General features: G+C 69.9%; 10 protein-coding genes and 1 tRNA gene. 2 read left to right on the forward strand and 9 right to left on the reverse strand.

Translation table 11 applies throughout. The features are described from left to right. The first annotated feature begins 130 nt into the window (after positions 1–130). Together AOM46_RS12120 and AOM46_RS12125 are read left to right on the forward strand one after the other, a co-directional pair. Positions 131–691: a hypothetical protein gene (locus AOM46_RS12120; protein WP_062209697.1), complete on the forward strand. Its 561-nt coding sequence runs from the start codon at positions 131–133 to the stop codon at positions 689–691. 77 nt (positions 692–768) lie between these two features. After that, the gene (locus AOM46_RS12125) at positions 769–2,019 is read left to right on the forward strand and encodes a serine/threonine-protein kinase (protein ID WP_062209700.1); all 1,251 of its coding nucleotides are present in this window, start codon (positions 769–771) and stop codon (positions 2,017–2,019) included. Between the two features lie 13 nt (positions 2,020–2,032). On the opposite strand, the gene AOM46_RS12130 is transcribed toward AOM46_RS12125, so the two are convergent. The 9 genes from AOM46_RS12130 to gnd form a co-directional block, all read right to left on the reverse strand. After that, complete coding sequence (locus AOM46_RS12130; RefSeq protein WP_062209703.1) at positions 2,033–3,334, reverse strand: hypothetical protein; 1,302 nt, start codon at positions 3,332–3,334, stop codon at positions 2,033–2,035. A 221-nt stretch (positions 3,335–3,555) separates the two neighbouring features. Then, entirely contained in the window at positions 3,556–3,693 is a 138-nt protein-coding gene (locus tag AOM46_RS31925) for a DLW-39 family protein (protein WP_170184714.1), read from the reverse strand. 250 nt (positions 3,694–3,943) lie between these two features. Next, positions 3,944–4,017 (reverse strand) — tRNA-Ile (locus tag AOM46_RS12135). Positions 4,018–4,074: 57 nt separating this feature from the next. Next, positions 4,075–4,830 (reverse strand): DUF3566 domain-containing protein, encoded by a 756-nt coding sequence (locus tag AOM46_RS12140; protein WP_370592688.1) that lies wholly within the window; start codon positions 4,828–4,830, stop codon positions 4,075–4,077. A 3-nt stretch (positions 4,831–4,833) separates the two neighbouring features. Continuing rightward, a complete protein-coding gene (gyrA, locus tag AOM46_RS12145) occupies positions 4,834–7,425 on the reverse strand; it encodes a DNA gyrase subunit A (protein WP_062209705.1) in 2,592 nt (863 codons plus the stop codon). Between the two features lie 52 nt (positions 7,426–7,477). Continuing rightward, positions 7,478–9,595, reverse strand: coding sequence for a DNA topoisomerase (ATP-hydrolyzing) subunit B (gyrB, locus tag AOM46_RS12150; protein ID WP_062209708.1), 2,118 nt, complete (start codon positions 9,593–9,595; stop codon positions 7,478–7,480). Between the two features lie 260 nt (positions 9,596–9,855). Continuing rightward, on the reverse strand, positions 9,856–10,443 hold the full coding sequence (locus tag AOM46_RS12155) for a DUF721 domain-containing protein (RefSeq protein ID WP_370592689.1): 588 nt from the start codon (positions 10,441–10,443) through the stop codon (positions 9,856–9,858). Then, the gene (gene recF / locus AOM46_RS12160; RefSeq protein ID WP_062209711.1) at positions 10,436–11,566 is read right to left on the reverse strand and encodes a DNA replication/repair protein RecF; all 1,131 of its coding nucleotides are present in this window, start codon (positions 11,564–11,566) and stop codon (positions 10,436–10,438) included. The genes AOM46_RS12155 and recF overlap by 8 nt, the downstream gene beginning before the upstream one ends. Positions 11,567–11,596: 30 nt before the next feature. Further along, entirely contained in the window at positions 11,597–12,475 is an 879-nt protein-coding gene (gene gnd / locus AOM46_RS12165; protein WP_062209714.1) for a phosphogluconate dehydrogenase (NAD(+)-dependent, decarboxylating), read from the reverse strand. Between the last annotated feature and the right edge of the window lie 106 nt (positions 12,476–12,581).

Below are 12,581 nucleotides of genomic sequence, written 5' to 3' on the forward strand. Positions count from 1 at the left end.
GCCGGACCCCAGATTACCCAATGTTCTCCGGTGAGGCCGACCGGGTATCGCGACGGGGAAGGCTCCCTCCGTAGGATGACGCGCAACTTCGCTCACGTGAAGCGATCAGGGGAGACAGGGGAGACACACGATGGACGCGGTCCAACAAGAGTCAACCGAGAAGGCCAGGGAGCAGCAGACGACCTGGTACGGCGAGCCCCTGGGGACGCTCTTTCGGCGGCTGATCACCGACCTCGGGCTCAACCAGGCCAGACTCGCCGGTGTTCTCGGGCTGTCCGCGCCGATGCTCTCCCAGTTGATGAGCGGACAGCGGGCCAAGATCGGCAATCCGGCCGTGGTGCAGCGCGTGCGCGCGCTGCAGGATCTCGCCGCCGAGGTGCGGGGCGGCCGGATCAGCGCGGCCGAGGCCACGGGCGCGATGGACGACATCCGCAGGACCGCCGGCGGCAATGTGCTGAGCCCGGCGTCCACGACCAGCAGGTCGGGTTCGGCCTCGGTGCCGGCCAACCCGAGCAAGCGGGTGGTCAGGGAGATCCAGTCGCTGCTGCGTTCGGTCTCGGACGCGGCGGAGATCCAGAGCGCGGCCCGGCTGCTCGCCGACAGCCATCCCGAACTGGCCGAGTTCCTTCGGGTGTACGGCGTGGCGCGCACCCGCGAGGCCATCGAGCACTATGAGAACCACCAGGGCTGACAGGAGCCGGCGACAACGGTTCACCGCGGGCGCGGGCGCACGGACGAAGACGCGATCACAAGGGCGGACAAGGCGCGATGGGTGAGATCTTCGCGGGTCGGTACGAGCTGGTTGACCCGATAGGAAGAGGTGGCGTGGGCGCGGTCTGGCGCGCCTGGGACCACCGCCGCCGGCGCTATGTCGCGGCCAAGGTGCTGCAACAGTCCGACGCGCACACGCTGTTGCGCTTCGTCCGGGAGCAGGCGCTGCGCATCGATCATCCCCATGTGCTGGCCCCTGCCAGCTGGGCGGCGGACGACGACAAGGTCCTCTTCACCATGGACCTGATGACCGGGGGGTCGCTGTCCCATCTGATCGGGGACTACGGTCCGCTGCCGCCCAGCGTGGTCTGTGTGCTGCTCGACCAACTCCTGGCCGGGCTGCAGGCGGTGCACGACGAAGGGGTGGTGCACCGGGACATCAAGCCGGCCAACATCCTGTTGGAGGCGACGGGGAGCGGCCGTCCGCATCTGCGGCTCTCCGACTTCGGGATCTCGATGCGGAAGGGTGAGCCACGTCTCACCGAGACCAACTACGTGGTCGGCACGCCCGGTTACTTCGCGCCCGAACAGCTTGAGGGCGCGGAGCCGGACTTTCCCGCCGACCTGTACGCCGTGGGCCTGGTCGGCCTCTATCTGCTGACGGGGGCCAAGCCCGACTCCCAGGCGCTGTTGGAACGGTTCGCCGAGTCGGGGCTGCCACCGGCCCCCGAGGGCGTGCCCGGGTCGCTCTGGCAGGTGCTGGGGACGTTGTTGCAGCCGTCGCCGACGGCGCGGTTCCGTTCGGCCACCGGGGTCCGCAAGGCGCTGCTGGCCGCCGTCGAGCTGCTGCCGGACTCCACCCTGGAGAAGGAGGTCGTCGAGGTCTTCGACCAACTGGGCCCGCTGCCGCCCGGATACGGCCCGGAGGGCCCCCGGCCGGCGGGCAGCGGCGACGACGACGGCCCGGCGGTGGTCGACGACTCGTCCAACACCGGCAGCTACCGGCTGGCGCCGCCCACCCCGCCGCCGGTGCCCGCCGCCGGAACCGGCCTTCCGCCCGGGAACGGCGTCGGCGTCGGCGTCGGCGTCGGGGGGACGTTGGGGGAGCAGCCGACGAGCGCGGTGGGGGCCTCCCCTGCGACCCGCTCACTGACCGCGCTCCCGGCCGCCGCGCCCTCCCCGTTCAGCACCACGGGCCCGATGCCGGTGCGGCGCGGCCCTGGGCCGCCGCGTCTGGTGGCGATCCCGGTGCTGTTGGTGGCCGCGATCTGTCTCGGCTACGGCTTCTGGTCGCTGCTCACCGCCTGACGGCCGGGCAGGCTCAGGGCTGTGGCCCCGCGGCCCTGACCGCTCGACGCCAGCCGATGAGATACCAGGCGCCGACGCCGACGACCAGCGCCGCCCCGGTCCCGATGGCCAGATAGCCGCGCAACCGCTTGTCGTCGCTGGCCTGTCGGGCGGCCACTTCCTCGTCCGTCAGCCCCTGGTCGGCCTGCTCGATATCGTCCTGGGTGACCCCGAAGCCGGTCTCGGCCAGGTCGGAGGCGTAGGAGGGCCCGCTCTGGCGCTCCCCGACGAGCGAGAGCCGCAGCGTCAACCCGACGGGTTCCGGGGTGATCTCGTTGGCCTCGAAGCCCAGGCTGACCATCAGATAGTGCCAACCGGCGACCCGGAAGGCCTCGACGCCGTCCTCGAAACGGTTGCCGTAGTGCACCCCGGGCGAAATGCCGGAGACGCTGAGCTGCTCGCCCCGATAGCGTTCGGTGGCGATCGGCAGGGCCTTGACCGTCGCCGGGTTGAAGATCTCCAGGGCCACGTCGCCGCTTGCCGAGACGGTGCCCTCGACACCGGTGGCGTTGCCCAACTCCAGGGCGAGCGTGAGCTGTTGGCCCCAGTCGACCGGCACCCGGTAGATCAGGCTCTCGCCGGCGCGGATATCGTCGCGCCAGACGCCCTCGCCGATCGGCTGGGCGTCGTTGAAGCCGGTGCCGCCCCGCACCCTGGTGGCCTGGCCCGTTGGCGCGCTGGGCGGTTCGGTCTCCCAGCTGTCCACCGGCGGCGCGGCCTCCGGCAGCCCCGCCAGCCTCGGCTCCTGGGAGAACCGCAGCTCGATGGGCCAGTCGCCGGGATCGGAACCGGCCGTTCTGGTCACCGTGTAGAGATAGCTGCCCTCGCGCTGGCATTCGGCGCCCTGGGCGACCGTCCGGTCGGCGCCGGCGCTGATGGGCCTGGCCAGATAGCCGATCCCGAAGTCGAAGTCGGCGACGCCCGTCGAACAGCTCTCGTTGCCGGTGGTGAGCAGCTCCACCCGCAGCTCGTCGCCGAGCCCCACCGGCGACCCCCGGTCGGGGGCGGCGACCGTCGTCACATAGGCGCTGGAGCCGCCGTCCAGGGCGACGGCATAGTGCAACGTCTCGCCCGGGGATATCTCGTCGGTGTAGATACGGCCCGCCTCGATGGCGGGCGCGTCGGCGCTGCCGGCCGTGCCCTCGACGGCGATCGCGTCCGACGCCGGGGCGTAGGTACGGGGGTCGGGGGTCGCGGCGAGCGCGGGGGTGGCTCCCAGCAGCGCCGTCGCGCAGATCGCCGCCACAATTCCGGCGCCGGCGCTCATCTTTCCCATCCCACACTCTCCTGGCCATCCCGCAACCCTGCTCCCCGACGTTCTGCACGTTACGAGTTCACGGTCGCAACCGGACGACGGGGGGCGTCACGTTCTCGCTACAACGCCGCACCCGTGCCGCCGCCGAACAGGCCGGAGCACGCCTCCGGGCCCCCGCGCCGCCAGGCGACAGGGGCCCGGAGGCGACTGCTGATGTCCTTCGGAGTCCGTGGTTGGGGGCGTCAGGCGCCCGTGGAGCCGGCCGGCACGGAGTCGGTCGCCTCCGTCCACAGATCCTGCTCGGCCTTGTCCGCTTGGATCTGACGGTAGACAAGGAGTCCGCCAATGGCGGCCACCGCGACCAGGAGGAGCTTCTTCACCGCGCTACCTCGTCCTTCTTCAACGTGATCGGACTTCTGGCGCCCGATGATACCCAATTGTGTCCTAGCACAAGGGGCTTGCCCCCGTCCCCCCACCACCCCACCATCCCGCACACCGCGAACCTCCTGGTCAGACGCTCAACGGTGCCGACGCTCGCCGGCATCTGAGAACTCGGCGGCCACCCGTCGCTCCCCAAGGCCCGAAAACCAAACAGCCCCGACCAGAAATGACCGGGGCTGTTCGCGCGAGTGGGGCTAACAGGACTTGAACCTGTGGCCTCATCCTTATCAGGGATGCGCTCTAACCATCTGAGCTATAGCCCCGCGTGCGCAGCAAGGCTATCGCATGCCCGGGCTGCCGCCCAAATCGGTTGGGTGGGGTCACTCGTCCTCGGCGAGGGTCACTTCCACGCCTCCGACAAAGCCCGCCGAGAGGTTGTAGAGGAAGGCGCCCAGCGTGGCCAGGGCGGTGGCCAGCACCACATCGATCACGGCGATGACCGAGGTGAAGATCAACACCCGCGACAGGGACAGAAAGGAGACAAGGTCGAAACCGCTCTCGTCGTCCGTCTCCGTGGCCTGAGTGATCGTTTCACCGATGGTCGAGAAGACGCCCATCCCGTCCATCACCGTCCACAGCACGGCGACCGCGATGACGGTGCAGATGCCAAGGGCGATGGAGAGCAGGAAGCTGACCTTCATCACCGACCACGGATCGGCCTTGGCCACCCGCAGCCGGGCCTTACGGACCCGGGGAACCGTGCGCGCCCCCGTGCGCGGGCGGCGCACGCCGCCCTGGGGCTGCTGCTTGCCACCCCGCGCGCGCGGGGTGGGCGGGGCCTGCGAGGGCTGCTGGCCCACCGTCGGCGCCGCGCCGGGTGGCGCGGGGTAGGCCTGCGGGGGGTGGTAGTGCTGTTGATCGGCACTGCTGTAGCCCTGGCCCTGCGGATGCGACGAGTCCGCAGGTCTGGCACTGGTCATGGTGGTTCCCCCACGAGAAGGGTCGTTTGCGGACTCCTGCCGGGGGGCGCCATCCCCGACACCGGAGCCATGGCGGCCCGGGGGCGGCGACTCGGGGGGACGCGGCATCTCGTCGCGCCCCGCGCCGCCTCCGGACGCGCCGATGGCTCCACTCACGCTCTACTCCTCTGCGCCCGGGGCCACGGTGCCCACCTCGGACTCCTGGGGAGCCTCGTCGGTGGCCTCGGCCTCGACTTCCTCGGCCTCACGACCAGCCTCGGCGTTGCGTGCGATACCCACGACGGCGTCCCGCTTACCCAGGTTGATCAGCTGAACGCCCATGGTGTCACGGCCGGTCTCCCTGACCTCATTGACCCGCGTGCGGATCACTCCACCGCCCAGGGTGATGGCAAGGATCTCATCAGTGTCCTCCACCACCAGCGCGCCCACCAGGGAGCCCCGGTCCTCGACGATCTTGGCCGCCTTGATGCCGAGGCCGCCGCGTCCCTGCACCCGGTACTCGTCGACCGGGGTGCGCTTCGCGTACCCGCCGTCGGTCGCCGTGAAAACGAAGGTGTTGGCGCGGACCACGTTCATCGACAGCAGTTCGTCGCCCTCGCGGAAGCTCATGCCCTTCACCCCCGACGTCGCGCGGCCCATCGGGCGCAGCGAGTCGTCGGTCGCGGTGAAGCGGATCGACTGGGCCTTCTTGCTGATCAGCAGGAGGTCGTCGTCGGAGGAGACCAGCTCGGCGCCGATCAGCTCGTCGTCCCCGCCGTCGGGCATCTCCCGCAGGTTGATGGCGATCACGCCGCCCGAGCGGGGGGAGTCGTAGTCCTTGAGCGCGGTCTTCTTCACCAGGCCCGACTTGGTGGCCAGGACCAGATAGGGGGCCGCCTCGTAGTCCCTGATGGCCAGGATCTCGGCGATCTCCTCGTCGGGTTGGAAGGCCAGCAGGTTCGCCACATGCTGCCCGCGCGCCTCGCGGCCGGCGTCCGGCAGCTCGTACGCCTTGGCGCGGTAGACCCGGCCCTTGTTGGTGAAGAACAGCAGCCAGTGGTGGGTGGTGGAGACGAAGAAGTGGTCGACGATGTCGTCCTCGCGCAGCTTGGTGCCGCGCACTCCCTTGCCGCCGCGCTTCTGGGCGCGGTAGTCGTCCGTCTTGGTGCGCTTCACATAGCCACCACGGGTGATGGTGACCACGATGTCCTCTTCGGCGATCAGGTCCTCGATGGACATGTCGCCCTCGAACGGCACCAGCGCGGTGCGCCGGTCGTCGCCGAACTTGTCGACGATCGCGGCCAGTTCCTCGCCGATGATCGCCCGCTGCCGCTCCGGGGAGGCCAGGATCGCGTTGTACTCGCGGATCCGCGCCTCCAGTTCGTTGCGCTCGGCGGTGATCTTCTGGTGCTCCAGCGCGGCCAGCCGGCGCAGCTGCATCTCCAGGATCGCGTTGGCCTGGATCTCGTCGATGCTCAGCAGGCCCATCAGGCCCTGACGCGCGACATCCACCGTCTCGCTGCGCCGGATCAGGGCGATGACCTCGTCGATCGCGTCCAACGCGGCGAGCAGGCCGCGCAGGATATGGGCCCGCTCCTCGGCCTTGCGCAGCCGGTAGCGGGTGCGCCGCACGATCACGTCGATCTGGTGCGCGACCCAGGAGCGGATGAACGCGTCCAGCGAGAGCGTGCGCGGCACGCCGTCCACCAGGGCGAGCATGTTGGCGCCGAAGTTGGTCTGCAGATCGGTGTGCTTGTAGAGGTTGTTGAGCACCACCTTGGCGACCGCGTCCCGCTTGAGGACGATCACCAGGCGCTGCCCGGTGCGCGACGAGGTCTCGTCCCGGACGTCGGCGATGCCGTTGACCCGACCGTCCTTGACCAACTCGGCGATCTTCTGCGCGAGATTGTCCGGGTTGACCTGGTACGGCAGCTCGGTGACCACCAGGCACTGCCGGCCCTGGATCTCCTCCACCTCGATCACGGCCCGCATGGTGATCGAGCCACGACCGGTGCGGTACGCCTCCTCGATGCCCTTGCGGCCGACCACCAGCGCCCCGGTGGGGAAGTCGGGGCCCTTGATCCGCGCAATCAGCGCGTCCAGCAGCTCGTCGGGGTCGGCGTCCGGGTGCTCCAGATACCACTGGGCGCCGGCCGCGACCTCGCGCAGGTTGTGCGGCGGGATATTGGTCGCCATGCCGACCGCGATCCCGGCCGAGCCGTTGACCAGCAGGTTCGGGAAGCGCGCCGGCAGAACCGTCGGCTCCTGGTTCCGTCCGTCGTAGTTGTCCTGGAAGTCGACGGTCTCCTCGTCGATGTCCCGCAGCGTCTCCATGGCCAGCGGCGCCAGCCGGCACTCGGTGTACCGCATGGCCGCCGCCGGGTCGTTGCCAGGGGAGCCGAAGTTCCCGTTGGAGTCGACCAGCGGCATCCGCATCGTCCAGGACTGGGCGAGCCGGACCAGGGCGTCATAGATCGAGGTGTCGCCGTGCGGATGGTACGTGCCCATCACGTCGCCGACCACGCGGGCGCACTTGTAGTAGCCGCGCTCGGGGCGGTAGCCCCCGTCGTACATCGCGTAGAGCACGCGACGGTGCACCGGCTTGAGCCCGTCGCGCACGTCGGGGAGCGCGCGGGAGACGATCACGCTCATCGCGTAGTCGAGATACGAGCGCTGCATCTCGGTTTCGAGCGTGACCGGCTCGATCCGCAGAGCGCCCGAGGAGTTCAGCAGTTCGGGGTTCGGCGGGGTGGGGACGTTTTCGTCGGCCATGGCTGTGGGACCGATTCCTTTCGATCAGCGGTACGGGGCCGGATGGCCGGCGTCAGATGTCCAGGAACCGAACGTCCTTGGCGTTGCGCTGGATGAACGAGCGCCTGGCCTCCACGTCTTCGCCCATCAGGACGGAGAACAGGTCGTCGGCGGCGGCGGCGTCGTCCAGCGTGACCAGGCGCAGCACCCGGTGGGCCATGTCCATGGTGGTGATCCGCAGTTCCTCGGCGTTCATCTCGCCCAGGCCCTTGAACCGCTGGATCGAGTCCTCCCTGATCCGCTTGCCGCGCTCCCGGCCGAGCCGGATCAGGCTGTCGCGCTCGCGGTCCGAGTAGGCGTACTCGAACTCGTCGCGCCCCCACTTGATCTTGTAGAGCGGCGGCTGCGAGAGGTAGACATGGCCGGCTTCCACCAGCGGGCGCATGAAGCGGAACAGCAGCGTCAGCAACAGGGTGTTGATGTGCTGCCCGTCGACATCGGCGTCCGCCATCAGGATGATCTTGTGATAGCGGAGCTTGGAGATGTCGAAGTCCTCGTGGATCCCGGTGCCGAAGGCCGAGATCAGCGCCTGGACCTCGGTGTTCTGCAACACCTTGTCGATCCTGGCCTTCTCGACGTTCAGGATCTTGCCGCGGATGGGCAGGATCGCCTGGTATTGCGGATCCCGGCCGGACTTGGCGCTGCCGCCGGCCGAGTCGCCCTCCACGATGAAGATCTCGCTCTTGGTGGCGTCGTTGGACTGGCAGTCGCTGAGCTTGCCGGGCAGCGAGGCCGTCTCCAGCAGGCCCTTGCGCCGGGTGAGGTCACGGGCCTTGCGCGCGGCGACCCGGGCGGTGGCCGCCTGGATGCCCTTGCGGATGATGTCCGCGGCCTCGTTGGGATTGCGATCGAGCCAGTCGGTGAAGTGTTCGTAAACGATCTTCTGGACATAGGTCTTGGCCTCGGTGTTGCCAAGCTTTGTCTTGGTCTGACCCTCGAACTGCGGCTCGCCGAGCTTCACCGAGATGATCGCGGTGAGCCCCTCCCTGATGTCCTCACCCGCGAGGTTGTCGTCCTTCTCGCGCAGCAGCTTCTTCTCCCTGGCGTACTTGTTCACCAGGGCCGTCAACGCCGCGCGGAAGCCCTCCTCGTGGGTGCCGCCCTCATGCGTGTGGATCGTGTTGGCGAAGCTGTAGACACCCTCGCTGAACTGGCTGTTCCACTGCATGGCGATCTCGACGGAGATCTTCCGCTCCTGGTCCTCGGAGTCGATCTCGATCACCGAGGCGTGCACCGGCTCTCCCTTGCGGGAGTTGAGGTGGCGCACGAAGTCCGCGATGCCGCCCTCGTAGTGGTAGGTGACCGTGCGCGGCTGGTCGTCGTCGGCCGGCCCCGCGGAGTCGGCGCCCGCGGTCTGCTTGGCCGCCGCGCGCTCGTCCGTCAGGCTGATGGTCAGCCCCCGGTTCAGGAAGGCCATCTCCTGGAACCGTCGGGAAAGGGTCTCGAACGAGTAGTCGGTGGTCTCGAAGATGTCGCCGTCGGCCCAGAAAGTGACCGTGGTCCCGGTTTCGGACGTCTCCTCGTTCCGCGCCAGCGGGGCGGTCGGGACGCCCAGTTCGTACTCCTGGGTCCAGCGATAGCCGTCCGTCTTGACCTCGACCGCGACCCGGGTGGAGAGCGCGTTCACCACGGAGACGCCCACGCCGTGCAGACCGCCGGAGACCGCGTAGCCGCCACCGCCGAACTTGCCGCCCGCGTGCAGGACGGTGAGCACGACCTCGACCGCCGGCTTCCCCTCCGACGGCACCATGCCCACCGGGATCCCACGGCCGTTGTCCACCACGCGCACCCCGCCGTCGGCGAGCACGGTGACGTCGATCCGGTCGGCGTGGCCGGCGAGGGCCTCGTCCACGGAGTTGTCCACGACCTCGGTGACGAGGTGATGGAGCCCACGCTCACCTGTGGATCCGATGTACATCCCCGGCCGCTTGCGGACCGCGTCGAGGCCCTCCAGCACGGTGATCGCGCTGGCGTCGTACGAGGGGGCTTCCTCCGTCGATGCGGGAGTCGATGCGGGACTCGATCCGGAGGTCGGTGCGGAAGCGGATCCGGGGGAAGCTCCGGGGGAGGACGAAATGTTCTTGTTGGCATCGCCGGAATCGGCCACGAAGCGCCCTTTCTGGCACAGCACAAGCCGGCTCCGGCTCAGAGGAGCGGCTGCGTCGTTCGACATGGTCCGCAACGGGGCGGTTGTCTCCAGTCTACCGCTAGCGCCAACCGTAACGGCGGTTTGCGGGGCTCTCACCGCGCATGTGCCGCCCTCAACCGGGCTCCGACGACTCCCCATATGTGACCCGGGGCCCTGATCCGTTCACAACGGCGCTCAGCGCTTCCGCCTGTCAACCTTCCGAGACGTGACCGGCGTCACTTCCGGACACCCGAACCTCAGCTCTAGCCATAGGTGTCACCGGGCCCCCGGCTCCCGGGAGCGCGCAGCCGTCCCCGGGGCCGCGCGGGCGCCGCCGGACCCAGCACCTTGATCAATCTGACGCTGCCCTGGCCCAGATCGGCGTTGAGCCGCGCCAACAGCTGCGGCGCCAACAACCGCAGCTGAGTGGCCCAGGCGGTGGCGTCGCAGCGCACCGTCAACACCCTGGTCTGCTCGTCGTATCCCTCGGGCGCGCAGTGCTGCGCCACCTCGGGGCCCACCAACTCGGGCCAGCGGCCGAGCACTCCGCCGACGGCCAGCGGCATCTCCCAGCCACGCTCCACGGAGAGCCGGGCCACCGCCGCGCCCAGCGGCAGCGGATCACGCCCCCCGGCGCGCGCGCCGGAGCGCAAGCCCCCCCGGCGCGCGTCACGGCGCTGCTGAACCATGGCGCCACGCGCCCGCGCGCGATCCTTGGCCGCCCGCAGCGCGACCCGCGCCAGATCGACGCCGGTCGGCTCCTGCGTCTCGGCCGCGTCCCGCCCGGCCAGGTCCCGTTCCTGGCCGCCGTCCGAGGCGCCGCCCTGCCGGGCGCGCGGCACCTCACTCACGCTCCACCCGTCCCTCCGAGACACCGAACCGCACCCCGGCCAGCACCTCGGGAACATCCTCCGGCACCGCGGCCGTGACCAGCACCTGCTCGGCCGAGACCACCAACTCGGCCAGCCGCCGGCGGCGCTGCGCGTCCAGCTCGGCGAAGACATCGTCCAGGATCAGCACCGGCTCCGGGCCCTCGTCCCGCAGCAGCCCGTAGGACGCCAACCGCAACGCCAGGGCCAACGACCAGGACTCGCCATGGCTGGCATAGCCCTTCGCCGGCAACGCGCCGAGCCGCAGCAGCAGTTCGTCTCGGTGCGGGCCGACCAGCGTCACCCCGCGCTCGATCTCCCGCGGCCTGGCCTCGGCCAACGCCTCGGTGAGCAGCGCGACATGCTCCTCGCGGCCGACCGCCTCGGCCGACCGCTCGCCCGCCGAGCCCTGATACTCCAGGACCACCGGGCCGCCCCCGGGCGCCACCTGCTCGTACGCCTTGTCCGCCAGCGGCCGCAGCGCGTCCAGCAGCGCCAGCCGCTGCACCACCAACTCCGCGCCCACCCGCGCCAGATGCTGGTCCCAGACGTCGAGCGTCGAGAGATCCATCCCGCGACCGCCGTGGCGTCTGGCCATCGCCGCGGATTTCAACAGCGAGTTCCGCTGTTTCAACACCCGCTCGTACTCGGCGCGAACCCCGGCAAGACGGGGCACCCGCGCCGTCACCAACTCGTCAAGGAACCGGCGCCGCTCCGCGGGATCGCCCTTCACCAGACGAAGATCCTCGGGCGCGAACAGGACCGTGCGCACGATGCCCAGCAGATCCCGGGGCCGCACCTGGGAGGAACGGTTCAGCCGCGCCCGGTTCGCCCGGCCGGGGTTCAGCTCCAGCTCGACCAGCTGTTGGCGTTCGCCCTCCCGCACCGAGGCGCGGACCACCGCGCGCTCGGCGCCCATCCGCACCAGCGGCGCGTCGGACGACACCCGATGGCTGCCCAGGGTGGCCAGATAGCCGACGGCCTCGACCAGGTTGGTCTTGCCCTGGCCGTTGGGCCCCAGGAACGCCGTGACACCCGGGCCGAGCTCCACCTCGGCCCGGGCATACGACCGGAAGTCGGCCAGCGACAGATGAGTCACATGCACGGCGGTGCGCCAACCTCCCCGGTCGACAAGCTATTTCGAACTCTCGACGGCATGGCCGCCGAACTGGTTGCGCAGCGCGGCGACCATCTTCATCTGCGGCGAGTCCTCCTGCCGCGAGGAGAACCGGGCGAACAGCGAAGCGGTGATCGCCGGCAGCGGCACCGCGTGGTCGATGGCGGCCTCCACCGTCCAACGGCCCTCGCCCGAATCCGCCGCATAGCCGCGCAGCGCGGTCAGATGCTCGTCGTCGTCCAGCGCCCGCACCGCGAGGTCCAGCAGCCAGGAACGGATGACCGTCCCCTCCTGCCAGGACCGGAACACCTCCCGGACGTCCGTGACCTCCTCGGCCGCCTCCAGCAACTCCCAGCCCTCGGCGAACGCCTGCATCATCGCGTACTCGATGCCGTTGTGCACCATCTTGGCGAAGTGCCCGGCGCCCACCTTGCCGGCGTGCACCGAGCCGAACTCACCGGCCGGGCGCAGCGCGTCGAAGATCGGTTGCACCCGGGCGACATGCTCGGCGTCGCCGCCGTACATCAGCGCATAGCCGTTCTCCAGGCCCCAGACCCCGCCGGAGACCCCGCAGTCGACAAAGCCGATGCCCCGGGTCGCCAGCTCGGCCGCGTGCCTGGCGTCGTCTGTCCAGCGGGAGTTTCCGCCGTCCACCACCACATCGCCGGGGGACAGCACCTCCGCCAGCTCGTTCACCACCGACTGGGTGACCTCACCCGCCGGCACCATCAGCCACACCACCCGGGGCGCGGCCAGCGCGTCCACCATCTCCCGCAGGCTGTGCACATCGGCGGCCTCCGTGTCGGGGGCGTACCCCACGACGGTGTGACCGGCCCGGCGGATGCGCTCGCGCATGTTGCCGCCCATCTTGCCGAGACCGACGAGACCCAGCTCCATCAGGAACTCCTTCGTAGCGTTGTACCTGCCGCCGAGCCTACGCCCGACCCCGCTCGCACACCTGCGGGGTCAACCGCTCAAAAGCGCAGCTCAAGCCCTACGGCCG

It is taken from the genome of Streptomyces sp. NBRC 109706, from assembly GCF_000974485.1.
Taxonomy (GTDB): Bacteria; Actinomycetota; Actinomycetes; order Streptomycetales; family Streptomycetaceae; genus Streptomyces.